Consider the following 24,153-nt stretch of genomic DNA (forward strand, 5'->3'; position numbering starts at 1 on the left):
TTTGTTTTCTGTCTGTATAATAGTATATTATAATATTATTAATGACCCGGAAACGGAAATCTTCTTTAAAAGTGGGGATGTTTATGGACCGAAGAACAGCTTCTTTGAATATAGGTAAACCAGTTCGGATTAATGAAGGAAAAAACGGGGAGTATGCCGGCATACTTGAGGACGTTACGGCAGAACCACGGAAAATATGGACCGGTTCCGTCCGGATTACAGGGGTTCTATCCTATCCCGATATTCCTTCGGACGCCAACAAACTGCCTGCTCCCCTTTACCGGGAAAACGAGAACGTGTTCTGCAGTGGAAACAAAATTTCCCCCCTGCGAAGTGACCACCCGGCCGGTTACAAGCAATCCATTGCGGCAGCATTAGCTGAAAAGTGGAATCGTGTGGAAAATGAAAAAGAGGCTAATGAATCAATCCTTGCACTGATTCATCAGGAACTGAAACGGCGTAAAGCTGAAGATCTTCTTTATCAGGACAGCTATGTTTACTATCATCTCGTAAAAAAAGCACGGCATTATTACGTCTATGACGAGGAAAAAAAGGAAGCCCTTTCCCTCGATGGCTGCCCGTTTGAATTTGAAATTAAAGTTAAGGGGCGCTGGCAGAAAGCCCGCACCAGGGAAGGGGCGGAATTTGAACTGGATGGAGGCAGAACCGTGGAACTAAAGCACGGTGACGTTCTCCGACTGAACAAAGTCCAGTTTGACCCATACAGAATTCTTATTAACGAGCTCGACCCGCCTGCCCTTCAGGCGCTCGAGCGCGGTCTGCAGAAGCTTGAAATCTTCCATGAAAACAGTGTTTACTGCCACAACTCACTCCTTATCCAGCTGCTGAGTGATGTGGATCAGGATATGTTTGAAGGAGTAAACTTCATTTCCTATGCCACTGATAAACATCAGTTTATCGTTCAGCACCATTATGAGAGGGAGATATTTGAAGATCAGCCGGACCGCACTTATGACCGGTTTGAATTTACAGCAGATACAGGCGAACGGCTGATAACAACTTACGCTACCGAACTTTCAAAAGACTGAAAAATAAACTGCCCCGGAATCCTTCACAGGATCCCGGGGCTTTTTTTGTCTATATTCCCTTGTCACTTACTTTACTATCTTCTTCCGTCCTCGTAAGAAAACCACTGATAGCACGCCAGGGCCTGGTTCTCCCCCAGATGCTGAAGAGAGAATGTTTTCCCTGTAATGCTTGTAAGAATCGATACCTCCAGTGTAGTAAGACCGTGCAAACGCTGGAGAGGGTGACTCGTCACTTCTACAGTCTGTATCCGTCTTCTTGGAACGATCACTGTCGATCTGGCAAATTTACGAGTGCGAATCCAAAGAAACTGTTCATTGTTTCCTATTCCCGCATCTTTATACTGCCAGTAGCCGAGGCCTGCTGCAGCTGCGAGACCTATGAAGCTGAGTGCGCCGTAGTCCACAAAATAGGTTACAGCCGCTGCTGCAATTGCCGCCGGTACGGCAAGGCGGATCATATAACGCCTCATACTTTTACCCGGCAGACCAGTCAGTTTACGTTCAAATGCAAAGTCCGGTACTAGCGCTTTTAGATGGCCCTGAATTTCGGATTCTCTGCACAGAGGGATGAGAATCGTGGAAAGATCTTCTTCCTTCGTTCCTCCACCTGCACTCTCCACATACACGGCAGAGAAACCAAACGGCTGTCTCAAAACGTTCTGCACAATTCTGATCGCTGTGATTCTATCCCGGTTAAGTGTCAGCTGACGTCTTTCAAGAAGTCCTCTTGAAATGACAATTTCATTGCCCCGCTGCTCAATTGAGAAATTACCGTACTTCAAAACGGTGCTGACAATTCTGATCAGCCAGGCTACGAGCAGCACCAGAAGAACAAAAATCAGAATAAACGTTACTGACGACTGAACGATAATACCAAACGCAGTCTCATACCAGTGTTCGGGAATAAACTGCTGAAACTGTGAAAAGACAGCAGCCACAAAGGTAGCAGCCAGACCAATACCGCTGGACGTGAGTGCAGCAGCAAACAGCCGCTTTCCGGTCAGCTTCCACTCGTAATCCAGGGGCTTCTTTTTTCTCTCCGAAGGTTTCTTTTCAGCGGGAACGGTTTCTTCCTCACCTTCTGTCCCTTCAGGTACAGCCGCGGGACTATCTGACTCAGCACTCTCCTCCCCTTCATCCCCTCCATAAAGGAGCTCGTCACGGATCGTTTCCGCTTCACTGCGGTTCAGAGCAATAATTCTGAACTCAGGTTCTTCCCCGCCGCCTGCCGTCTCGATTTTTACTTCAACGAGGTTAAACATGCGCTGGATGAGCTTCGCATTCAGGTCAATACTCTGAACACGATCCTGATGAATGTAACGCTTTTTTCTGAATATCAGACCGTGTTTCACATGCAGCTCTCTATCTTCAAGCTTGTACCGGAAAGTAAGCCAGTACAGGAAACCGGAGATTGAGGAGAAAACAAGGAGAAAAATAAGAATGAAAAGATAATACCATGGCCCCCTCTGCTGTGAAGAACCAAAAAACAGAAGCACTGCCCCTGTAATCAGGAGCTGCTTGACGTTACTGAAAAAAGAGACAAAAATGGACACCGGATGCTGGCGTTTAAATTCACTCATCAGGATCCGCTTCCCTTGCCAGTCTGGCAATATGGTCTCTTACTTCATCAGCCTTTGATTCTTCCAGTGCGGGTATTTCATGAACGGTCGCAGCAGTGGTGATCTTTACAGACGCCATTCCATAGTGTCTGAGCAGCGGCCCCTGTTCCGTATCCACATGCTGAACCCGTATCATCGGAATGATCACACGGCGTACAACCAGAATACCGAAGAGAAGTTCAACTTCATTTTCGTAAATCCTGTAGCGCCATCTTTTCCACTGCCACTTCGGAAATAAGGCGATATTAAAAACGCCGTAGCTGATATATGCTGCAATCACCACATATAGGAGCCAGCCGGGCAGAAAAGCAATCTGATTTGAAAGCCACCAGTAGGCCAGAGGTACAATTGCAGAAATCAAAAATTCTATGGCCGCACCAATTCTCCATACCGGCAGGGCTTTTGGGGAGATTTTCCGGTCCGGAAGGGGCCTTTTTTCCGGTTCAATGTATTCCACAGTGTCACTTCCCATCTTCAGCTGTATCCTCGTTGACGTAGATAATTTTCACACCTTCATCCTCCAGAACTCTTAAGACTGCTGTGTTCAGTTCCCGGTCGTATAGCAGTCCCAGAGATTCTGCCACTTCCAGTTCCTCGAGCTGCCCCTTTTCGGCATCCTCAATCAGTTCAAGAATATCAGTGTAATTTTCCTCTTCAAGCTTTTGGATCGTCTGTTCTCTGTTCATTTTATTTCTCCTTTGTATGGTTAGTTTAATACAGAAGGCCTGAAATAACTTCCGCCGGAGAACCGCTTCACCCGGGCAGTTTCCCCTGGATGGGGTAAAAGCCGGCTCAGTAAAAAGTCCGGCCCCCTTCAGAAGAGAGCCGGTTTGTATCGTTACTGGTCTTTCTGAATTGTATCGGTCATCTGTTTCCAGACAGAACCTTTGGCTTCTTCTCCGCCTTCAATGCGTGCAAGAGCGAGTTTCACCTGCATACTCACTTCAAATTCAGGGTCGTCTTCCGCTTCCCTGAGGGCTTCCACCGCCGTTTCGTCACCGACTTCGTAAAGAAACATAGCTGCTCTCCAGCGTACAAGCTTGTTTTTATCATTAAGAGAATCAACCATGGCAGGAATCGCTTTTTCGCTTCCGATATCCGACATGCAGTCTCCTGCCGTTCTTCTTACAGTCACGGATTTATCCTTAAGGGCTTCTTCCAGAAGTGGAAGAACTGCCTCGTCTTCAATCATACCAAGGTAAACCGTTGCCAGCCTGCGCATGGATGCTTTTTCATCCTGCAGAGCCTTTTTAATAACAGGCAGGTCATCGAGAGTGGGATTCATCTGCTCAAATACCTCAAAGCGCTTACGCCAGTCAGGATGGTCAAGCATTTCCGGCGTCACTTTAAGCCATTCTTTTTTTACTGGCTTAGCGGTCCCGTCTGTCTGCTCATTCGCAGCGTTTACAAGCCGTGTGAGACGTTCATCTGTATAGGCTGCTTCGATTTCTTCAGCAACTTCCTTTGCCACTTCCTGAAGATCACCGTAACGTGGTTTCTGTTCTGCCCACTTCCTCTGCAGGACAATGTTGTCCTCAGGGTGCTGTGCATCCATGGCTGCCTGCTGAAATACAGCCGGAAGGCCTTCGCGGATCTCTTCCTCCCCGTTAGATGCTTTAATTTGCATGGGAATACCTTTAAACATCTGAATGGAGACATTTACTTCCCCATAGTGCTCGTCCACCTGGGCAGAGTGAGCTGTTTCCTCCTCGGCATCCTCACCGAAAACGCGGCGGACCTGTGGAAGTACAGTCTGCCAGTCTGCTTTTGGGTGACGCTCCACGGCAATAAAATCGGCAACATGATATATTCCCTTGACACCTTCGATCTCAAACAGCTTCTGCACAAACTCGGGTGCCTCTTCCCTGTTTTTCGGTGTAAAGTTATGGGCCGTACCCTGAGGGAGGGATTCCGATAGGGTCAGTTTCATTGTATTTGGACTTGGAGTTGGTTCAATTGCCTTAATTCTCATTAATCTGACTCTCCTCTCAACGGTTTTCTGTGTTTGATTTTACCATATGTCTGCTGTCACTCCCAGCATGAGCGTTCTTACAGAATACGGGCAATTCCTGTAAGAATATCCTGAAATGAAGCTTTATCATTAAAGCTTCCTGAAATACGGTGTTCCCGGTCCAGAAGGAACGTGGTCGGCACTGACATACAGCGGTAGCTGTCATACGTTTTCGTGCCGTTATCCAGCACCATGGGAACGGTAAAACCTTCTTTTCTGTAATATTCCTCTCCAGCCTCCGCAGAGCCCTCTCTTCCTGTTACATTAATCATAAGGATATCCAAATCCCTGGTCTCCATTGCTTTATAAAGCTGCTCCTTATGAGGGAAATCCCTCTGGGAGTCAGGACACCAGGATACCCAGAATGTAATCATAAGTGCTTTCCCCTCATAATCACTAAGGGTAATTTCCCGCTTTTTTTCAGGGCTGTATAACTGAAAGTCTGGTGCGTTCATAGCTGATTTACTCCTCCTCTGCTGCTGTCAGAAAGGTAAACTGGTCGTAAAGAAAGGAAACCGAATGGACAGCATAATGCTTTTTCACCCTTCTGCCTGCCCTGAAATAAAGCAGGCACGGGACACTTTCTATTTTATGTTCTCCCGCAAACTTTGGAAAAAACGAAATATCCGCCTTAACTGAAGTAACCTCATTAAAAAGTGGACTCACAATATTCAGGAACCGGTCTGCCAGCCTGCACGTTCCACACATGGCTGTGTGAACAAATACGACAGTGAGATGGTGCTGACCGATGATATCATATAGTTCGGATTCACTGCTGCATTCAGTCAAGGTGACCCCTCCTACCGTATTGTTTCCCGCAGAACGGCACGTACCGGACTGCCGTCTCCCCCGCGGAGACGAAGCGGGAATGCAGTAAGTTCATAAAATCCCGGTTTAACACCGTACAAATGAAGACCTTCGAGAATGGCGATCCCTGCACCGTTCAATGCATGATGTGTTCGCAGCTCCTTGGATTCAAGCGGGTCAACTGATGGAAAATCCACCCCTATAAGGTGTACACCCGCTTTTTTGAGCTTTTCTGCAAGATCCGGTGAAACTTCAGGAAACCCGTGATAGGAGTGACCACTTTCTTCGGCAGCTGTTCTGAACAGCACCTTTTTAACGCCTTTTAAGTCAACGGAATCAAGGTCTTCCGGATTGATCGCTTTTTTACCGACCAGGTCCACGACAATTGCCTCGCCTGTGAAATATTCAAGCGGCAGCTCGTCAATCGTTCTGCCATTCCTGTCCACATGAAACGGGGCATCAATGTGCGTCCCTGTATGGGTACTCATAGTAATGCCGGCAACGTTAACACTGTCACCACCGGAAATCTGCATGGAAGGCTGGTGGGTGAACTCCGTGTCTCCCGGCCATACATTCATACCTTCTTCTAAAGGCTGTGTAATATCGATCAGTTTCATGAAAATCCCCCTGTTTTATTTTGATTCCCTGAATACATTCGGTTTTTGTTCTTTTAAAATCCATCCTTTTCCCATTGAAATAATGAGAGCCGGGGTAACACGCCCGTTTTCACACGTCCCTGTGCGTCCAGCACATGAACATCTAATCTCTAATGTAACAAAAGAAAGGAAGGATGTCTTTTTACGGACACCCCTCCTTTCTATTCTTCAGGAACGGTTCTGTCTTTTGGCCTGCTCGTCCATCCATTCCATCATCTGGTTCACCAGGGATTCAAAATCGGCTTCAACCTGGTATCCCCGGAGAAATTCCGCCTTGCTTTCATCGTCCAGCCTCCGGAACTCATTTTTCACTTCCGAACCCTGATGGGTAAAATCCTTGAGTTTTCTCCTGATCATTCTAAGGTCATCCATATGTAACGCCTCCTTATCAGTTATTTACCCAGGCAGTCGTGGGATTAACCTTTCAATCGGACAAAGAAGCAGAGAGATTTACAAGGTACACTTTATGAGTTACAATGTAGCAGGACTTATCCCGATTAAACTCATAGGAATTAAAGGAGTGAAATGATTTGAATATAGATAGACAGACAGCAGTTCGGCGGGAAGCGCCTGAACTCACACCGCTTCCTCCAATGCAGAAAGGATATTTCGCTGCAGGGGCGGCGGCATTTTTAATCCTGGCAGCTGTCAGTTATATGATCTCAGGGATAGAAATGGCCATACTTCTCAGCTTTGGTCTCGTATTCGGTTTTGCACTTTTCCATGCCCGTTTTGGATTTACATCTGCTTTCAGACGTTTCGCAGCGGTTGGAAACGGACAGGCGCTGAGAGCTCATATGCTCATGCTCGCTGTTGCTGTTACTCTGTTTGCACCGATTCTCCATTTCGGACTCGGATTTTTTGATGCGGATCCATCCGGGTATGTTTCCCCGGTAGGAACCAGCGTGATTGTGGGATCCTTCCTGTTCGGGATCGGCATGCAGCTTGGAAACGGATGTGCTTCCGGTACGCTCTACTCGATCGGCGGCGGCCGGTCTTCCATGATTCTTGTGCTTATTTTCTTTATTATCGGCTCGGTATTCGGTGCGTGGCACTTTGAATTCTGGACCGAGGATATGCCGAATCTTGCCCCAATCAGTCTGGCTGAAGATACGGGACTCGGCTACTTTGGTGCATGGCTTCTGCAGATGGGGATTTTCGGCGGTGTAATTCTGATTACAATTCTTGTGCAGAACCGCCGCCGTCCGCCATCCATGGCTTTTCTTCCAAGCGCAGAAGGCTGGAAGAGAATCATTCGCGGTGCCTGGCCTCTTTGGGCTGCAGCAGTAATTCTGGCTGTCTTTAACGCCCTCACGCTTATGGTTCGAGGTCAGCCATGGGGGATTACCGGAGCCTTTGCACTATGGGGATCACAAATTGCCCAAATGATAGGAATTGATGTAACTCAATGGGGCTACTGGTCAGGCGACAATGCACGGCAGCTTGAGCAGAATGTCTTCCATGATTCCACAAGTGTGATGAACTTCGGTGTCATGACCGGGGCATTTATGGCAGCTGCTGCCGGCGGGCTGTTCAGCTTTGCAAAGAAAATCCCTCTGAAAATCGCAATGGCCTCCATTGTGGGCGGTCTGCTCATGGGATACGGTGCCCGCCTTGCATTCGGCTGTAATATCGGCGCGTATTTTGGAGGGATCGCATCGTTCAGTGTACACGGCTGGGTTTGGATGATTTTTGGTATGCTCGGTACGTATGCAGCTCTCTTTATCCGGCCGCTGTTCGGCTTGAAGAATCCGAAAAGCGATGACCGTTTCTGCTGATTATGCATCATAACGTACTACAGAGGCTGGGACAGAAGTGTTTTTACAGACGACAACCCGAACAAATAATATGCGATGCAGATAAATCGCTCCTGAAATATACGCCGCTTTCCGCGGGAAGCGGCTGAGCCTCCGCGTACTTCGCACGTCGGGGTCTCACCTGCGCTTTTCCTCCCGCAGGAGTCGGCGAATATTTCATCCGCTTGACAGCTTTTTGTTCGGATTCTCATCAAAACACTTTACTTCTGTCCCAGCCACTTTTTTCGGGAACGTGGGCTGCTTCCCTGCAAAATGAATACACCGTTTTATTCCGTAACAGCAAGATTCACCAGAACTGCGGGTATACTGATGGCTCCCGGAAATTCCGGGAGCCATTACAATTCAATCAGTCGACTGAAGGTACGTCGTATGAGGCAGTAACATTCGCCCCAAGTACATTTTCAAAGTGATTCAGAGCCCATTCATGTCCCGTCTTACTGAAGCTTTGAACAGCATCCTGATGGATGGTTACCGAGAACCCTCTGTTGAATGCATCAATGGCTGTATGAAGGATGCAGATGTCCGTGCATACACCGGCAAGGTGAAGCTCTGTGATGCCCCTCTCACGCAGCTTTATTTCTAGATTGGTTCCCGCAAAAGCACTGTAGCGTGTTTTATCAAGCCAGTAAAGACGGTCCTGGTCCTGTCTTGCCAGACGTTCATAAACAATGCCTGCGCTTCCGAAAAGTGCCCTGCCTTTTGTTCCTCTGACATTGTGTGGGGGAAACAGAGCTGTTTCAGGGTGGAACGGATCATTTTCTTCATGAACATCAACCGCAAAAATAACGTAGTGGCCTTTATCCCAGAAAGTCTCAGCAAGCAGAGCAACTCTCTCCTCGATCTGTCTTCCAGGTTCACCGCAGGTCAGCCGGCCGTCCTCTGCAATAAAGTCGTATGTGTAATCCACCACAATAAGGGCTTTCATTCGATCCCTCCTCTACACTTTATTCCATTATACCAGCTGCGAAGCGACAGCACCCTGGTTTCCGTTCGGATGGGCTGTGTAGATGATAATAAAAAAGGAAAACGGACATCCCCAAAATGGAGCGTCCGTTTTTGTGTATGGTTATCGTTATAAACCCAATATCATCCGGTTCTGAAGCTGGTGAATCTGCTGCTCAACTCTGAGAAGCTGGTCGCGCTGTTCGGGATTTGCACTGTTAATCAGTTTCTCAAGTTCCAGATGCACCTCCTCCAGATGCTGCTGTGCCGCCTGGAAATCGGCGGGATCGGAAGGATTAACCCGTTTCATGTTGTCCAGCTGCGCCTGTGCCTCTTCCATAACCTCACGCACTCCGGTGATAAACTGTTCCATCTGATCATAATTGGCCATCTCATTTCACCTCAACACTTCTCTGATACACGTAGTATCGCCCGGAGCCGACGTCTTATCCTTAGCAAATGTTTCTTATAAACAGATGTTGGCAAGTGTAAACTCCCGTGGTATTTTTATCTGTGGAGAAAGGATGAACCGTATGACCTGGGAACTGTTTAATGTGATCGGTACAATTGCATTTGCGCTTAGCGGAGTGATTGTGGCGATGGAAGAAGACTACGATATTATGGGTGTTTATATACTCGGGTTTGTAACAGCCTTCGGCGGAGGGGCCGTTCGCAACCTGCTGATTGGTTTACCGGTTACCGCCCTCTGGGAGCAGGGTACTCTGTTTACAATTGCAATCATTGTGATGACACTTGCTTTTCTGTTTCCGATCTGGCTTAACTCGTGGCTGAAATGGGGACACTTTTTCGATGCTGTCGGTCTTGCCGCATTTGCGATCCAGGGTGCACTATTCGCAAAAAGTATGGGGCTGCCCCTGAGTGCCATTCTGGCAGCTGCAGTCCTTACCGGAACCGGCGGAGGAATAATCCGTGACGTACTGGCAGGAAGGAAACCTCTGGTATTCAGAAGTGATATTTATGTCCTGTGGGCTATTCTCGGCGGCCTTACCGTGGGGCTGAATATAGCCGGTACCACATGGGAGCTCTTATTACTCATGGTTGTTATTATCACCCTGCGGATGCTTTCCGTACAGTTTAAATGGCAGCTTCCCCATAAAAGAACAGAGCGTCAGGCTGAGTCCTGACGCTCCATTTGTGTAATCCGGAAGGTATCCCGGAACGGAAGCAGATAATACGTTCTGGTACGCTCTTCAGTACCGGTATCTCCTGCAGTGCGGGATATGACCTCACTGACAGTAATTCTTACTTCCCCATCTTCTGTTTCCTCAACAGCCTGTACCCGGATTTCATCTGTTTCCTCCACAACACGCTGTGTGACAAATTCCTGGTGTGTACGGCGCTTCATATGATAAAACTGGGAATTCGGATAAAGGTAGGACTCCACTTCCCTGAACGAAGAGCTTTCCAGGCTGTCAGTCCATGCGTGTTTAAACTCCGTAATAAAATCCGTCGCTTCGGCGGCAAGTGTCTCATCGGCTTCGTACCATTCCACGTCCTCACATGCTGTAACCGCCAGCAGGCACAATACAGCTGCGGCAATCCAAAATACTTTCTTTCCCACAGGCTTCCCTCTTTCTCATTGTAAACTGTCTCCTCTGACAGTATAACGGAAGTTGTTCTGATGGAAAAGCCGGAAACAGGTGAAGAACAGAGCCTTCGGGTTCTTTACAGCCTGCCGGGCATTTATGCTTCCAGATCCTCTCTGAGTGCCTCCAGAGTATAGTGAATGGATTTATTCATTTCAATATAACGCTTCTTTTTTGTGTCTGCCTGAAAACAGGTTACTGCCGTAATATTGATGTTTTCATGAACTGCATTGATCTGTTTGTCATGAATGTAGCGCGGTTTATGGCTGGTTATATAGTCTGATGCAAGCGGATACCACTCATCGCCCGCCTGTTTGACGCGGTCGGCAAACGGTTTAACGTACTGTTCAAAATCAGCTGTTTCCTTTTCACGGGCGAACCGCTCAAAATACGTATAACCTTCCCTGTTCAGCTCAAGGAGCTGCTTTGTCAGCTCCAGCAGCCGCTGATTATTCATAATCGTTCCACCTCCGGTATTATCTTAACAGAACCGAAGTACCGGAAGCATCCCCCATCAGCGGAATGAAAAAGAGAAAATGTTTGCAAGAAGGCGTTTCCTGGGTTTCGCCTGTTCTTTCCTGTTCATATATATGACCTGCTTTTCCTTATCTGCCAATGACTGTTCCAGTGTATTGATCCTCTTGTTTACCCGTCTTAGCAGGTCGGAGAGTTCATCGATTTCCTGTCTGTGCTGAAGCATCTGGTATTCAACAACTTCATCTGCTTTTTCGGAAAGTTTTTTTTCCAGCTGATCCACGTGTAAAAGAATCTGACCGAAACGCTCGTCAAAAACACGGCTTGATACAACCTGGTTTTCCTGCCCGGAGAATACCGGCTCCTCTCCGTTTCCTTCCGTAACAGGGGTAAACCTCACATCCTTCAGCTTTTTTCCTTCACTCAGCTGTACATGAATCTGTTTAAGAAAATGACACGTCTCCTCAGGCAGAACAAAGTGTCCAAGCTCATTTGTCTCACACTTTAGATCAAAGTATTTTATCCATCTCTGCACTGTTGTGGGATTTACCCCCAGCTGGTCAGCCACCATTTTTGTTTTGAAAGCTGTGCCCATTTTCATTCCCCCCTGCTTTCGTGTGTATACTGTTTCTCTGTGAAGTTCAGCTGTTCCTCCGCTGCTGACAAAACTAGTTTGCATTCGTCAAAGGTAGTGCACGTCCGCCTGAAACACATGTTTTTGCCGAATGAGCACAGACTAATACCTGATCCCTTTCAGGAAAGGAGCATGTATATGACCGGTAAACAAAAGAAGAAGCAGGCTTCCGCACAGGCCAAAGCTGAAGCTAAAAACCGCCAGTCCTCCCAGGCTATGACTGGCTATGGCGATAAAAAAACAGAAGGTCCCGACAGACCTTCCACATAATCAGTGCTAAAATCCCGGCAGAGGTTAATCTGCCGGGATTTTAAGTGATGCTTTCTAATCAGTCTATTTCTGTTTTGCTGTATTCACCAACGGGTGACGATACAGATGAGAGCTTTCATTTAGGCTGTGTTCGTATAGATTGTTGTTATTGACCAAGTTAATAATGCAGCGAAAGGCGGCGACTCCGGCGGGAATAGCATCAGGTGAAGACCCCGCAGGGTGTTTTTTCCCGAGGAGGCTGAAGCGATGCCCGCGGCATAGAAGACACCGTGAAGCATGAACGGATGTCGCACTTGTGCCTGTGGTGAAAGCATCCGCCTGCAGCGGAACAAAACAACAATCTTTCCTAAAACAGCTTTCATTTAACATGACTTAAACCATTCTTCGTTTCGCAAGCTTCACCCTGGCAGCCGCTTTTCTGTATAAGCGCTCCACCTTTACCGCCGCCTCTTCCTGGTGAAGTTTTCCTTCATACCACTCTCCAAGATCGTAATCATTTACCGGCTTCAGCCTCTTCATCCACCTGTCCGGCTGAACAGCCGGGTTTACCGACCAGTCTGAATCATATTCCCTTCGATGCTCAACAGGTTCATAGGCCATCCGGAGAATCGGCGTGGCGGGATAAGTCCTGGATAAAAATCTCTGGTAGTCCCTTCTCGAACCTGTCGGAGTAACTGATTCATGAAACCTGAGAATTTCATCTTTTTCAGGACTCTCCGTAAGAATCCACGCAAGCTTTCTTCCAAGTTCAATTCTGCTGCCTGCTTTCGTAAAATCGTGCACGGAACACCCGTAAAGATTGCCTCTGAGATCCGGGAAAAGTACGGTACTGAAGTGCAGGCGGTCCTGCCATTTAAATGCAGACGTACGAAAAACGTTTTTTCCCTCAAACCTCTCCAGGATTACCGGCTCCTGAATAAGGTTCTGCTCGTTTACAATGAGAGCCGTAAGAATTTCTTCCTCGTCTCTTCTCTGCCAGAAATACTCCCACTTTTCTTTTATCCAGTTACTCACTCCAAAATGTGGCAATAAATGAAAAAGAGGCTTTCCTTTCCTCTTGGACCACTCATAAATGAGAAGCTGGGCAAAAGCATCACTGAAAATCAGCCAGTTTGCCCTCTCATATGTATAAAACAGCCTTGCACGGAAAGACGGGCTCAGAAGTTCAGTAAACGGCCTGCTCATAAGATCCGTCATTGCCCAGCCGGCATTTCTCGAAACCATGGATGCCAGGTAAGCCCATTTAATTTCCGGATTTCTTTTGTAAAAGGCTGAATAAAATACGGTACGTGAAATATTATCGAAGTTCCCTTTATTAACTTCAGTTCTGATCCTGCTTATTAGTCGTTCATCTGCTTCCTTCAGTCTCATTTTCATCACCCTTCCTAATTTAACCCGCCCGCGCCAAAATAGTCACAAAGACTATGGTGAAGGGAAAAAATTATGGTAATATATAGTGATGGTTCATACCTATTGCTGGGAGGGAGAACAATGGCCTTCCGTTATCCGAACGGAAAAAAATATGTCTCCGGACGAAACGAAAAGAAGAAAAAGACCGTCAGTAAAGATGCGAGGTTCAGTAATCGTGGCATGAGCCTGGAGGAGGACATTAACGAAACGAACGAATACTACCTCGCCCGCGGGATTGCCGTCATTCATAAAAAGCCGACACCGCTTCAGATCGTTAATGTACACTACCCTTCCCGAAGTGCCGCTGTTGTAACGGAAGCCTACTTTCAGAAGCCGTCCACGACAGACTATAACGGGGTCTATAAAGGAAGGTACATCGATTTCGAAGCAAAAGAAACAAAAAACAAACAGTCGTTTCCTTTTAAAAATTTCCACGACCACCAGATTGACCATATGAAACGTGTACTGGAGCAGAACGGGATTGCTTTTGCACTGTTACGATTTTCCTTATCAGATGAAGTCTATCTGCTTGAAGCTGCCCATCTGATCCGGTTTTACGATGAGCGCGGCAGTACACGAAAGTCAATGAAAAAGGATGATATAGAAGCATTCGGATACCTTATTCCGACAAAGTTTCATCCAAGGATTGACTACCTGCGCGTCCTGGACGAGCAGATTCTGTAAGGCTGTTTCCAGAATGAAAGGAAGATGAAAGATGCCAGACGAGTACCGTACCAGACAGGAACGTAAAAAGGCGATGAGCCAGTCAAAATCCAAGAGTACGTCAGGTGGAGGCAAAAAGAGCGGTTCACGGGGTAAAAAGATTCTAACAGCCCTTGCCGTCATTTTTGGAGTCATGATTGCAGCCGGCGGGATCACGGCAGTTGCCATGATTGCAGGAGCACCTTCACTGGATGAAGATAAACTGACGATGAGCAACAATCCCGAGTTTTATGATAAAGACGGTGAAATGTTCACCTCCCTTTCAGGAGCCGACGGACAGAATCGCCGCTATGCAGATATCGATGATGTTCCTGAAGTCATGAAAGACGCAATAATCGCGATTGAGGATATCCGCTTTTACGACCATTTCGGTCTTGACATGCGCCGTCTCGGCGGCGCTGTCTGGGCCAATATTACAGGAGGATTCGGAGCCGAGGGTGCGAGTACCATCACCCAGCAGGTCGTAAAAAACCTGTTTCTCTCCTCCGATAAAACACTGAGCAGAAAAGTACAGGAACAGTACCTTGCCGTGAGGCTGGAGCAGAAATACACGAAAGACCAGATCCTTGAAATGTATCTGAATATGATTTATCTGTCCGGCCCCTACGGTGTTGTTCAGGCTTCAGAGCGTTTCTTCAGCAAGGAGCTTGACGAACTGACTGTGGCAGATGCGGCCCTTCTTGCAGGCCTTCCGCAGCGGCCGACAGCGTACCACCCGCTCAATCACCCTGAACGGGCTGAGCAGCGCCGGAATGTCGTTATCAATCAGATGGAGCGTTACGGTAAAATTACGGCTGAGGAAGCCGAGGAAGCTCGCAATACACCGATCGAGGACCAGCTGAACCCAAGTTCGGCCCATGAAGAATATCCCTATGCTGCTTTTGTGGATCAGGTTCTTACTGAACTCGAGAATGACGACCGTATTGACAATGCGGATCTCTACTCCTCCGGGATGAAAGTATACACAACTCTTGATCAGGATGCCCAGGAGTATATTGAAAATCTGATGGAAAATGAACTGCCTTATCCGGATGATGATATTGTTTCGGCCGTCACACTGATGGATACGGAAACCGGCGAAATTAACGCCATCGGCGGTCAGCGTACGCCTTCCCAGGAACGGCGGATTCTGAACATGGCTACTGAAATCCAGCGGCAGCCGGGGTCCACGATCAAACCGATTCTGGACTACGGGCCTGCAATCGAGCACTTCCAGTGGTCCACTTTCCACCAGATCCGCGATGAAGCGTACGATTACAAAACCGTTGATCGTACCATCCGCAACTCTGCCGGCAGACCTTATTTCGGCGATGTTTCCATGCGGGAGGCTCTTGCCAGATCACTTAACGTACCGGCAGTAAAGGCTTTTCATGAAGTAGGCGACGACCGTGCCGCTGCTTTTGCCCAGTCGCTCGGCATCCCGCTTGATGATGAGTACGGCGAAACCTATGCCCTTGGCGGCTTCAACAGAGGGATTAATACGATGGAACTTGCTGGAGCCTACGGTGCTTTCGGTAACGGAGGCCAGTACACCCAGCCTCATACCGTTTCACGAGTGGAATTTCCCGATGGACGTTCCATTGAGCTTGGACATGATTCCGAACAGGTCATGGAAGACTACACAGCCTTTATGATTACCGATATGCTGAAAACTGCAGTTACGAGCAGTGACTGGGGTACAGGTACTCTTGCAAATGTATCCGGTGTTCCTCTCGCAGGTAAAACAGGATCAACCAACTTTACCGAAGAGCAGCGGGAACAGTTCAACATTCCGGATGGAGCCATACGGGACTCCTGGTTTGCAGGATACAGCCCACGCTACACGGCAGCTGTCTGGACAGGATACCGAAGTAACGATGACGGTTATATCTCAGGAGATGCCAATCAGATCTCCCGTATTAAATTCCGTGAAATCATGGCCTACCTTCATGAAGGAGAAGACACGCCTGACTTCGAACAGCCAGATTCCGTTGTAAGAGTCGGTGTGGAAAGATCAACCGGTCTTCTGCCGAGTGATTTCACTCCTGAAAGCGAAATCGTCCATGAGTACTTCGTGAAAGGAACTGAACCGACAAACGTATCCGAGGAATATGAAGTGGATTCCGATGATCTTGGCTCTCCTCAGCTGGAGGCAGCCTACAATGAGGATATACACTCCATTATCGCAAACTGGAGTTTCAGTGCTGATGTGCCGGGTGATTTCAGTTACCGTGTAGAAATTATGGAACCCGGTGATAACGACTTCAGTGAAGTGAACGTGACGAAGGAAACGGATCTGATAGTTGAAAATCCGGAGTACGGAGAAACATATTCGTTCCGTGTAACTGCCATTTCGGATGAAAACGAAGATCTTGAAAGTGAACCGGCTACTGTTGAAGTCACCGTACCCGAGGAAGAAGACCTGATTGAAGAGGATGAAGACGAGGATGGATTCCTCGATGACATTTTTGGTGACGATGAATCAGAAGACGGAACTGAAGAGGAAGAACCTGAAGAGGGTGACGACTCTGGAGATAACGATAATGGTAATGGTAATGGTAACGGAAACGGAAATGACAACGGAAACGACAATGGAAACGACAATGGAAACGACAATGGAAACGGCAATGGAAACGGCAACGGAAACGACAACGGAAACGACGACAACGGAAATGGTCCTCCGGATGACGGTGACGAAGACGAAGACGAAGAAGAACCTTCCGAGCCTGAGGAGGACAGCGACGAAGGTGACACCGACGACACAGAGCAGGAACCTGAAGTATAGTACTGCTGCCTGATACCACAAGAAGCACGCTGCCTTTAACGGCGGCGTGCTTCTTTTTTGTTTGGCTCTGTTAAAGTTCGTTGTTGATTTTCGCTCACTGCGCTCCAATCAACTTTTAAAAATCAACATTAAGTCCCAGAAGTCGCTTTTGGAAGGATTGTTTGAAAACAGCCTTCCCAAAACAGCAGAAAAAAGCGCCCGGAATGCCATTATTAAGGCTTCCGCCGCGCTTCTTTAATGAAATATACTGACCACTTTTTTAACGATTCCTCAAAAAGCTGATCGAGAACAGCAAGTGTAAGATGATGACCCGGATTTCTGAACACATGCTCCAGACGTTCTTCGAGGTTTACCGGGGCGTATGTTTTGCCTGCAAGAATACGTTCCACTCCTTCAAGTGACCTTACCGGCTCCCCTTCCGCCCAGAACATCGCCTGTATGTAGCGTGAAAGATAATAAACAATGAGACTCTTCGCTTTTTCCCGTTTCTTCATGCGAAATGCCTCACCAATGTCCTGCCTTCCCTTTTCACGCCATTCTCCGTATACTTCCTTTACAGCTGTTTCCGGTTTGTTCCAGGGTGCTGAAGGGTCTTCGGATTTTTTAAGAATATCCTCAATAAACCAGTCCCCGCTGTTTTCCTTCTCGGCAAAGGGGTTTCGCTGAAAAGGAGCAGGCAGCGCTCCACCTTTACTCTGCATTTGCTGCTTCCCGTTTTTTCATCCGCTTCTGACCTTCCCGGCACAAATAAAGAAGCGGGCACTCAGGACACTGTGGAGACTGAGCTTTACAGTGATATCTGCCGAAAAAGATCAGCCGGTGATGAGTCGGGGACCACTCACTCTGCGGCACCTTTCTCATGAGCGTCTTCTCCACTTCCAATACGCTGTCCTTCCATCTGCAGATACCAAGCCGCTTGCTTACCCGTTCCACATGGGTGTCCACCGCGATGGCCGGTTCACCAAAAGCGACCGAGGCCACTACATTGGCTGTTTTCCGTCCGACACCGGCAAGCTTAACCAGTTCATCACGTTCACGGGGAATTTCCCCTCCGTAGTCTTCAATCAGGGACTGGCACAGTTTTTTTATATTTTTCGCTTTGCTCCTGAACAGGCCGATCCGGCGGATATCGTTTTCAAGCTCCTCAAGCGGTACCTGAATGTAGTCTTCAGGTTCCTTATATTTTTCGAAGAGTGATGGTGTCACTTTGTTTACAAGAGCATCAGTTGCCTGAGCGGATAAAAGTACGGCAATTGTGAGTTCAAACGGATTTGAATGGGTAAGTTCACACTCGGCATCGGGGAACATCTCTTCAATCGTTTCAAGTACTTCATGAATCTGTCGAATCGTAAGCATCTGAGCATCCTCCTCCAAAGAGTCAGTCTGTTTCAAGCCAGTTAAATGACGGATGTGAGCGTTTAACTGAAGCTGTTTCAGTACGCTCCGGCACCTTCGTTCTGGTCCGCTGACCCCTGATCCGCTCTCCGTACTCCCTTGCTTCTGCTACAGTCCGTATATTGTTCTTTTTCCATTCAAAAAGAATTCTGTCTATATATCTGAAGTTAAGTTTACCCGATACCACCGACTCCCGGAGTGCTGCTTCAATGAGTACAGGATCATGATAATCCTCATCGATCCACATGGAAATCATTTCAATCTCCATTGGGGAGAGGGGTCTTGAGAATTCCTCTTCAAACCGCTTAAAAATTCTCCCCTCTTCCTCTCTCGCACTGTGTTCTCTCTTTTCATGCTGTTCTGCCTCAAGATGGTCAGCAAGTTTACTGTACAGAGGCTCCAGCGAATAGAATTCGGAAATGCGTCCGTGCTGATCCTGGTTTTCTCCGATCATGAGAAAACCCTTTTTAACAAGATCCCTTAAAATACCGGCAGTTCGTGACATATCGGTAGTCATTTTGCTGCTCAGGGCATCCGGTGTAGGAAAGGGCTCACCTTCCTGGGCGTACTTTCTGATATGAAGCATGAGCATCATTTCCTCTTCCGTTATACCGATCCCGGCGTAGTGTTCCATAAGCAGGGCAGGAACTGTAACAGGATTTCTTGACATCAGGTCGAGCATCCACTTACTATTCAACCTTTCCACCTCCCTTGTTTCCGGCGTTTATTAACTGTATTTTCACTGTCCCGAAAAGAATCGGGAAAAAGTATATTCAATACAAAAAGCCCCAAATGCCGGGGCTTTTTATAGCTTCACAGATGGTTTACGGGTAAAGTCTGTTGAGAAGACGAGGGAACGGAATTGTTTCTCTCACGTGTTCCGTACCGCAGATCCAGCCTACAGTCCGTTCAAGACCAAGACCGAAGCCTGAATGGGGAACCGTTCCGTAAGTACGGAGGTCCATGTACCATTTATAGGCGTCGTCAGAGAGATTGTGCTCTTCATAACGCTGCTTTAAAAGCTTCTCATCATCGATCCGCTGACTTCCCCCGATGATTTCGCCGTACCCTTCAGGTGCAATGAGATCTGCACATAGCACAACTTCTTCACGTTCAGGATCCGGCTTCATGTAAAATGCTTTGATCTCCGCAGGATAATGGGTTATGAATACGGGTTTTTCGTATTTTTCGGCAATTGCAGTTTCGTGAGGGGCCCCGAAATCTTCTCCCCATTCGATTTCGTGTCCTTCCTCTTTCAGAAAAGCAACAGCTTCGTCATACGTAATCCGCGGGAATGGCGCCTGTACTTTTTCGAGTCTGCTTACATCCCTTTCCAGTGCCTTCAGTTCAAGCTTACAGTTTTCCAGCACGCTCTGAACTACATAGGAAACGTAATTTTCCTGAACTTCGAGACTCTCATTATGATCCATAAAGGCCATCTCAGGTTCAATCATCCAGAATTCAATAAGGTGGCGGCGTGTTTTGGATTTTTCGGCACGAAAGGTTGGTCCAAATGAAAAAACTTTTCCAAGAGCCATTGCAGCAGCCTCCATATAAAGCTGACCGCTCTGTGACAGGTAGGCATTTTCTTCAAAGTACTTTGTATGAAACAAATTCGTTGTTCCTTCTGCAGAACTGCCCGTAAGAATCGGCGGGTCGACTTTGACAAACCCTTCCTTATGGAAAAACTCATACGTTGCACGGATAATTTCGTTACGTACGCGCATAATTGCATGCTGGCGTCTGGAGCGCAGCCACAGATGGCGGTGGTCCATAAGAAATTCCGTACCATGTTCCTTTGGTGTAATCGGGTAATCCTTTGCTTCGCTGATCAGTTCAAGTGAAGTCACCGTAAGCTCGTATCCCGACGGTGCACGGTCGTCCTCTCTTACTGTTCCGCTCACATAAAGGGAGCTTTCCTGCGTCATTTCCTTCGCAAGTGAAAATACTTCCTCACTCACTTCTGCTTTTACTACAACACCCTGAATAAAGCCAGTTCCGTCACGGAGCTGGAGAAAAGCAATTTTGCCGCTTGACCGTTTGTTGGCAAGCCAGGCACCAATTGTAACTGTCTCTCCTACATGCTGTCCTATTTGTGCAATCGTGGTTTTCACACTGTTCCCTCCATCGTTAATGATCTATGTATTGTTTTATGTATAATTTCGAATCAGATTCACGGGTACCATTATACCCTTCTTTTTATGATTTACGCAACCTTGTCTGTGCCCGGTATAATACAGGAAAAAGGACCGGGAACTTCAGGTTGAAGCTGACCGGTCGTTTGTTTCCTTATTATTTTGCGGCATTTTTATCGACGAACCTGCGGATCCTCGCTGCAGCTTCACTGAACTGTTCATAGGCAGTGGCATAGGATAAACGGATATTATCCGGTGAACCGAATCCCGATCCCGGAACAACAGCGACCTTTTCCTGTTCCAGAAGAGCAGCTACCCATTCATCCGTGGTCTCATAAGGTGAATTTTTGACTGCCTCGCTTACGTTTGGAAACAGGTAAAAGGCACCCTGAGGTTTCACGCATGAAAATCCGGGAATATCACTCACGGCCCGGTAGCCTTTTTCAAGACGTTCCTCAAACGCTTTCCTCATCTCCTCTACAGCTTCATCTGAACCGCTGTATGCAGCTGCTGCACCATACTGGGCCATAACTGCAGGATTTGATGTTGTATGACTTGCCAGTGTCGTCATCGCTTTAATAATAAGTTTATTCCCTGCGGCATAGCCAATCCGCCACCCTGTCATGGAATGGGATTTACTTACCCCGTTGATGATGACTGTCTGTTCTTTAAGAGCGTCAGAGAGAGAAGCTATGGATGTGTGCCTGGCTTCCCCGTAAATAAGCTTTTCGTATATTTCGTCCGACACAATAAGAAGGCCGTGTTTCAGGCAGATTTCCCCGATTTCTTTCAGTTCCTCAGCCGAATACATAACACCTGTCGGATTCCCGGGTGAATTCAGGATGACCGCCCGAGTTTTCTCTGTTACAGCTGCTTCCAGCTCTTCAGGGGAGAGTTTGAACTCATTCTCTTCACCTGCTTTTACAACGACAGGCTGACCTCCCGCGATTTTTACCTGCTCGGGGTAACTCACCCAGTACGGGGAAGGAATAATCACTTCATCCCCTTCATTAAGTATTGTCTGAAACAGAAGGGCAAGGGCATGTTTGGCACCGTTTGTAACGATAATTTCCTCCGCACTGTATTCAAGTCCCTGATCGCTGAGGAATTTAGCGCTTACAGCTTTTTTAAGCTCGGGCATGCCTCCCGCCGGAGTATATTTCGTATGGCCCGCATCCATCGATTCAGCCGCAGCTGTAATGATATGGGCTGGAGTATTAAAATCCGGTTCTCCCGCTCCAAGACCGATCACATCGTGCCCTGCTGCTTTCAGTTCCTTCGCCTTTGCCGTGATGGCAAGTGTGGATGATGGTGTAATTCCTGTTACGCGCGGTGATAATTTCATCTCCTGAACGCCTCCCGTAATTTGTAATTTTCATCGTACCGGCTTTTGAACAGATGCGCTTGCAGTTTACACTTATCTGTCCCTGCGGAGCTGATAATGGCGGATGTATGAGCCGTCATCGTAGCTGAGGTAATAAAAAGAATACCGGTCTTCCTGGTCAATATATACAATTTCATAAACCGGTGTTTCACCGACCATTCCAAGCCGGACCTGCTTAAATTCACTTAATTCAAGCTCACGTACTGCAATTTCCTCCGCTTCACTCCGTGAAATTCCTTCATTCCGGGCCCTCACGGCTGTCCGTGGTTCCCATTCTTCGTCTTCTTCCGCCCCGCTGATATCTGTTCTCTGTTCCACCCAGACATAAACAGCTTCCCCGGACTCATTTTCCCCTGAAAAAATACTGTAGGCACTTCTGCCGTAATAATAACGGGTATCCTCTATTTGCGTAATAAGTCCCTGATTAACGGCGTACTCCATGGCTTCCTCATGCCATTCTGTCTGAGATGCTGCTGCCGAATGGTACACGTAATAAAACACGGCTGCAGAAACAGCGATAATCACAGCTGCAGCTGTAATGATCCATCCTTTCACGGTTTCACCTTCTCTTTAATCTGTGCTGATATCTTCAGGATCACTGCCGTTACAGCACTATGTTTCATAAATCGTAAAAACCATCCTGTCCTTATCGTTCTGGTCATATGAAAGTCCAAACATGAGGTCCCTGTCTTTTAAGGTTCTGTTCAGACTGTCCACAACTTTATACATATCGTCACTTTTCCGGATTTTCACAGTCGAAATGGGTTTCACCTTCTGTTCCATCCGATACCTCCTTTACTGCTGATACGATGTGACTTTGTTTCCCATCAATGGTGCAAATGCTCTCTCATAGTGAGGGCTGTGAAGGTGATACTATAAATACCGCTCAATCGAAGGGGGAATGAGCGTGAACAACAACAGACGTGAGATGAGGCAGTGGAGCACAGCGGAATGGTATGAAAAAGAAAAACATCGTTATTCCCTGAATTCTCCTGAACGGCCTCACCATTTTAACACACTGCTCATCAGTTTCAGACAGACAAAGTTTCCTGATGACTGTGAAAACCAATAATATTCCCCGGCCATGCACCTGCCACCTGATCTCCCACCGGATCAAGGTGGCGCCCCTGTTTAATCAGCTATCGGGTTTAGATTGCCTGTTTTGCATCCGCTCTGATTTTTTCCTCATCAAGTGTCAGAAGCTCCCTGTCTTTTACAAGCATTTTCCCCTTTACAAATACGTCGGTTACATCGCTTCCCTTTAAGGAGTAGACAATGTGCGATAATGCTCTTTCCGGCTTATCCGGAAGCGCGTGAAAGCCTGTACGGTCCAGAAAAATAAAGTCTGCATCGTACCCTGCAGCAAGCTTCCCTTTATTCATAAATCCAAGTGCTTTCATCCCTTCCTCTGTAGCTGATTTAAGCGTGTCAAAAGCACTGGTGACAGTCGGGTCTTCTGAAGCACCCTTATGTATGAGTGCGGATACTTTCATCTCCTCGAACATATCAAGGTTATTGTTGCTCGCTGTAGAATCCGTACCAAGGGACACACTGATGCCTCTTTTTCTCATTCCAGGAACATCTGCTATCCCCGAGCCGAGCTTCAGATTACTTACCGGATTATGGGAAATCTTCACACCCTTACGAGCAAAAAGATCCAGCTCTTCTTCAGCAAGATGCACACCATGTGCAATGAGGGCATTTCCGTCAAAGAAACCGATCTCATCAAGATGCAGACCCGGACGTTTGCCATACTGGCGGATATGCTCTTCAACTTCCTTCCGGTTTTCCGCCAGATGCGTGTGAAGGGCAATTCCGTGCTCCTGCGCCCGGTCCACAATCATTTCAAGAAATGAGGGCGGACAGGTATATGGGGCATGCGGGGACAGCATTACCCTGATTCGGCCGTCCGCTTTATTATGCCAGTCGTGGTAAAGAGCAGTTGCTTCGTTAAGTTTTCCCTGCTGTTCATGTCCAGGACAGAGGCCGATCATTCCCCGGCAGAGAACAGCATTTAATCCGGACTTTTCAACGAGCTCTGCTGTTGTATTCATGTGAAGGTGATACATATCCAGAAATGCAGTCGTTCCACTCTTCAGCATCTCCCCGATTGCCAGGGCATTTCCTGCTTTTGTGATCTCCTCCGTAAAGTTCTTTTCAGCTGGCCACATCACGGTTTCAAGCCATTTCATGACAGGGAGATCATCATCCCCTGCTCCCCTTAGAAGTGTACTTCCTGTATGGCCATGCGTGTTTGCAAGGCCCGGAAGCACCCACCTTCCTTTTGCGTCGACAACTTCTGCCTCTTCCGGAATTTCCTCTGCGGGCAGCGTCTCGCCTATGAACGTAATCGTGCCGTCCTCGATTATCATACAGCCTGTTCTAACCGGGTTTTCTTTTGAATCAAGTGTGATAAACACACCGTTATTAATGATGAGTTTTTTCTTCATAATCTC

At 47.5% G+C, this 24,153-nt stretch carries 29 protein-coding genes; 7 read left to right on the forward strand and 22 right to left on the reverse strand.

Going from position 1 to position 24,153, the window contains the following annotated elements; genetic code table 11:
• The first annotated feature begins 83 nt into the window (after positions 1-83).
• Complete coding sequence (locus FGB90_RS04360; protein ID WP_171051699.1) at positions 84-1,049, forward strand: DUF2777 family protein; 966 nt, start codon at positions 84-86, stop codon at positions 1,047-1,049.
• 74 nt (positions 1,050-1,123) lie between these two features.
• Here the strand turns inward: FGB90_RS04360 and FGB90_RS04365 are convergent, their stop codons facing one another.
• From FGB90_RS04365 to FGB90_RS04400, 8 genes are all read right to left on the reverse strand, one after another.
• The gene (locus FGB90_RS04365) at positions 1,124-2,629 is read right to left on the reverse strand and encodes a PH domain-containing protein (protein ID WP_138809326.1); all 1,506 of its coding nucleotides are present in this window, start codon (positions 2,627-2,629) and stop codon (positions 1,124-1,126) included.
• Positions 2,622-3,140 carry a PH domain-containing protein gene (locus FGB90_RS04370; protein ID WP_138809327.1) on the reverse strand — a complete coding sequence of 173 codons (519 nt, stop codon included), beginning with the start codon at positions 3,138-3,140 and terminating at the stop codon, positions 2,622-2,624. The genes FGB90_RS04365 and FGB90_RS04370 overlap by 8 nt, the downstream gene beginning before the upstream one ends.
• Positions 3,130-3,354 carry a hypothetical protein gene (locus tag FGB90_RS04375; protein WP_138809328.1) on the reverse strand — a complete coding sequence of 75 codons (225 nt, stop codon included), beginning with the start codon at positions 3,352-3,354 and terminating at the stop codon, positions 3,130-3,132. The genes FGB90_RS04370 and FGB90_RS04375 overlap by 11 nt, the downstream gene beginning before the upstream one ends.
• Positions 3,355-3,506: 152 nt before the next feature.
• Positions 3,507-4,640, reverse strand: a complete 1,134-nt coding sequence (locus FGB90_RS04380) for a conserved virulence factor C family protein (protein WP_138809329.1) — start codon at positions 4,638-4,640, stop codon at positions 3,507-3,509.
• 77 nt (positions 4,641-4,717) lie between these two features.
• Positions 4,718-5,134 carry a TlpA disulfide reductase family protein gene (locus FGB90_RS04385; protein ID WP_138809330.1) on the reverse strand — a complete coding sequence of 139 codons (417 nt, stop codon included), beginning with the start codon at positions 5,132-5,134 and terminating at the stop codon, positions 4,718-4,720.
• 7 nt (positions 5,135-5,141) lie between these two features.
• Positions 5,142-5,468, reverse strand: a complete 327-nt coding sequence (locus FGB90_RS04390) for a thioredoxin family protein (protein ID WP_246056051.1) — start codon at positions 5,466-5,468, stop codon at positions 5,142-5,144.
• A gap of 11 nt (positions 5,469-5,479) precedes the next feature.
• Positions 5,480-6,103, reverse strand: a complete 624-nt coding sequence (locus tag FGB90_RS04395; RefSeq protein WP_138809331.1) for a cyclase family protein — start codon at positions 6,101-6,103, stop codon at positions 5,480-5,482.
• Positions 6,104-6,310: 207 nt separating this feature from the next.
• Positions 6,311-6,514 carry a hypothetical protein gene (locus FGB90_RS04400; RefSeq protein ID WP_138809332.1) on the reverse strand — a complete coding sequence of 68 codons (204 nt, stop codon included), beginning with the start codon at positions 6,512-6,514 and terminating at the stop codon, positions 6,311-6,313.
• 164 nt (positions 6,515-6,678) lie between these two features.
• Here FGB90_RS04400 and FGB90_RS04405 point away from each other — a divergent pair, with 164 nt between their 5' ends.
• The gene (locus FGB90_RS04405; protein ID WP_438502680.1) at positions 6,679-7,920 is read left to right on the forward strand and encodes a YeeE/YedE family protein; all 1,242 of its coding nucleotides are present in this window, start codon (positions 6,679-6,681) and stop codon (positions 7,918-7,920) included.
• 385 nt (positions 7,921-8,305) lie between these two features.
• Here the strand turns inward: FGB90_RS04405 and FGB90_RS04415 are convergent, their stop codons facing one another.
• Both FGB90_RS04415 and FGB90_RS04420 read right to left on the reverse strand, forming a co-directional pair.
• Entirely contained in the window at positions 8,306-8,884 is a 579-nt protein-coding gene (locus tag FGB90_RS04415; RefSeq protein ID WP_138809334.1) for a cysteine hydrolase family protein, read from the reverse strand.
• A 147-nt stretch (positions 8,885-9,031) separates the two neighbouring features.
• Positions 9,032-9,292, reverse strand: a complete 261-nt coding sequence (locus tag FGB90_RS04420) for a DUF2524 family protein (protein ID WP_138809335.1) — start codon at positions 9,290-9,292, stop codon at positions 9,032-9,034.
• A 142-nt stretch (positions 9,293-9,434) separates the two neighbouring features.
• Between FGB90_RS04420 and FGB90_RS04425 the strand changes: the two genes are divergently transcribed.
• Positions 9,435-10,046 (forward strand): trimeric intracellular cation channel family protein, encoded by a 612-nt coding sequence (locus tag FGB90_RS04425; protein WP_138809336.1) that lies wholly within the window; start codon positions 9,435-9,437, stop codon positions 10,044-10,046.
• On the opposite strand, the gene FGB90_RS04430 is transcribed toward FGB90_RS04425, so the two are convergent.
• The 3 genes from FGB90_RS04430 to FGB90_RS04440 all read right to left on the reverse strand — a co-directional run bounded on the left by FGB90_RS04430 (position 10,031) and on the right by FGB90_RS04440 (position 11,577).
• Positions 10,031-10,483 (reverse strand): TcaA NTF2-like domain-containing protein, encoded by a 453-nt coding sequence (locus tag FGB90_RS04430; protein ID WP_138809337.1) that lies wholly within the window; start codon positions 10,481-10,483, stop codon positions 10,031-10,033. The two genes, FGB90_RS04425 and FGB90_RS04430, sit on opposite strands and share 16 nt — an antisense overlap.
• Before the next feature lie 122 nt (positions 10,484-10,605).
• Complete coding sequence (locus FGB90_RS04435; protein ID WP_138809338.1) at positions 10,606-10,965, reverse strand: YppE family protein; 360 nt, start codon at positions 10,963-10,965, stop codon at positions 10,606-10,608.
• A gap of 57 nt (positions 10,966-11,022) precedes the next feature.
• Entirely contained in the window at positions 11,023-11,577 is a 555-nt protein-coding gene (locus tag FGB90_RS04440) for a MerR family transcriptional regulator (protein ID WP_171051700.1), read from the reverse strand.
• A gap of 177 nt (positions 11,578-11,754) precedes the next feature.
• On the opposite strand from FGB90_RS04440, the gene FGB90_RS20075 reads away from it, so the two are divergent.
• On the forward strand, positions 11,755-11,886 hold the full coding sequence (locus tag FGB90_RS20075; RefSeq protein WP_281280014.1) for a hypothetical protein: 132 nt from the start codon (positions 11,755-11,757) through the stop codon (positions 11,884-11,886).
• A gap of 372 nt (positions 11,887-12,258) precedes the next feature.
• On the opposite strand, the gene FGB90_RS04445 is transcribed toward FGB90_RS20075, so the two are convergent.
• Complete coding sequence (locus FGB90_RS04445) at positions 12,259-13,263, reverse strand: DUF2515 family protein (RefSeq protein WP_138809340.1); 1,005 nt, start codon at positions 13,261-13,263, stop codon at positions 12,259-12,261.
• Between the two features lie 114 nt (positions 13,264-13,377).
• On the opposite strand from FGB90_RS04445, the gene recU reads away from it, so the two are divergent.
• Both recU and FGB90_RS04455 read left to right on the forward strand, forming a co-directional pair.
• Positions 13,378-13,980 carry a Holliday junction resolvase RecU gene (gene recU, locus FGB90_RS04450; protein WP_138809341.1) on the forward strand — a complete coding sequence of 201 codons (603 nt, stop codon included), beginning with the start codon at positions 13,378-13,380 and terminating at the stop codon, positions 13,978-13,980.
• Positions 13,981-14,011: 31 nt separating this feature from the next.
• On the forward strand, positions 14,012-16,783 hold the full coding sequence (locus FGB90_RS04455; RefSeq protein ID WP_138809342.1) for a penicillin-binding protein 1A: 2,772 nt from the start codon (positions 14,012-14,014) through the stop codon (positions 16,781-16,783).
• Positions 16,784-16,995: 212 nt separating this feature from the next.
• Here the strand turns inward: FGB90_RS04455 and FGB90_RS04460 are convergent, their stop codons facing one another.
• The 7 genes from FGB90_RS04460 to FGB90_RS04490 all read right to left on the reverse strand — a co-directional run bounded on the left by FGB90_RS04460 (position 16,996) and on the right by FGB90_RS04490 (position 22,480).
• Positions 16,996-17,484: a YpoC family protein gene (locus tag FGB90_RS04460; RefSeq protein WP_138809343.1), complete on the reverse strand. Its 489-nt coding sequence runs from the start codon at positions 17,482-17,484 to the stop codon at positions 16,996-16,998.
• Positions 17,474-18,139 carry an endonuclease III gene (gene nth, locus FGB90_RS04465; protein WP_138809344.1) on the reverse strand — a complete coding sequence of 222 codons (666 nt, stop codon included), beginning with the start codon at positions 18,137-18,139 and terminating at the stop codon, positions 17,474-17,476. The genes FGB90_RS04460 and nth overlap by 11 nt, the downstream gene beginning before the upstream one ends.
• 22 nt (positions 18,140-18,161) lie before the next feature.
• A complete protein-coding gene (locus FGB90_RS04470) occupies positions 18,162-18,875 on the reverse strand; it encodes a DnaD domain-containing protein (RefSeq protein WP_138809345.1) in 714 nt (237 codons plus the stop codon).
• Between the two features lie 127 nt (positions 18,876-19,002).
• Positions 19,003-20,292 carry an asparagine--tRNA ligase gene (gene asnS / locus FGB90_RS04475; RefSeq protein ID WP_138809346.1) on the reverse strand — a complete coding sequence of 430 codons (1,290 nt, stop codon included), beginning with the start codon at positions 20,290-20,292 and terminating at the stop codon, positions 19,003-19,005.
• Positions 20,293-20,470: 178 nt separating this feature from the next.
• Positions 20,471-21,658: a pyridoxal phosphate-dependent aminotransferase gene (locus tag FGB90_RS04480; RefSeq protein WP_138809347.1), complete on the reverse strand. Its 1,188-nt coding sequence runs from the start codon at positions 21,656-21,658 to the stop codon at positions 20,471-20,473.
• 72 nt (positions 21,659-21,730) lie between these two features.
• On the reverse strand, positions 21,731-22,252 hold the full coding sequence (locus tag FGB90_RS04485; RefSeq protein ID WP_138809348.1) for a cell wall elongation regulator TseB-like domain-containing protein: 522 nt from the start codon (positions 22,250-22,252) through the stop codon (positions 21,731-21,733).
• Between the two features lie 57 nt (positions 22,253-22,309).
• On the reverse strand, positions 22,310-22,480 hold the full coding sequence (locus tag FGB90_RS04490; RefSeq protein ID WP_138809349.1) for a YpmA family protein: 171 nt from the start codon (positions 22,478-22,480) through the stop codon (positions 22,310-22,312).
• A 124-nt stretch (positions 22,481-22,604) separates the two neighbouring features.
• On the opposite strand from FGB90_RS04490, the gene FGB90_RS19585 reads away from it, so the two are divergent.
• Positions 22,605-22,769: a hypothetical protein gene (locus FGB90_RS19585; protein WP_171051701.1), complete on the forward strand. Its 165-nt coding sequence runs from the start codon at positions 22,605-22,607 to the stop codon at positions 22,767-22,769.
• Between the two features lie 76 nt (positions 22,770-22,845).
• On the opposite strand, the gene FGB90_RS04495 is transcribed toward FGB90_RS19585, so the two are convergent.
• On the reverse strand, positions 22,846-24,150 hold the full coding sequence (locus FGB90_RS04495) for an amidohydrolase (RefSeq protein WP_438502681.1): 1,305 nt from the start codon (positions 24,148-24,150) through the stop codon (positions 22,846-22,848).
• Positions 24,151-24,153: the final 3 nt, after the last annotated feature.

The organism is Alteribacter natronophilus, assembly GCF_006007885.1.
Taxonomy (GTDB): Bacteria; Bacillota; Bacilli; order Bacillales; family Salisediminibacteriaceae; genus Alteribacter; species Alteribacter natronophilus.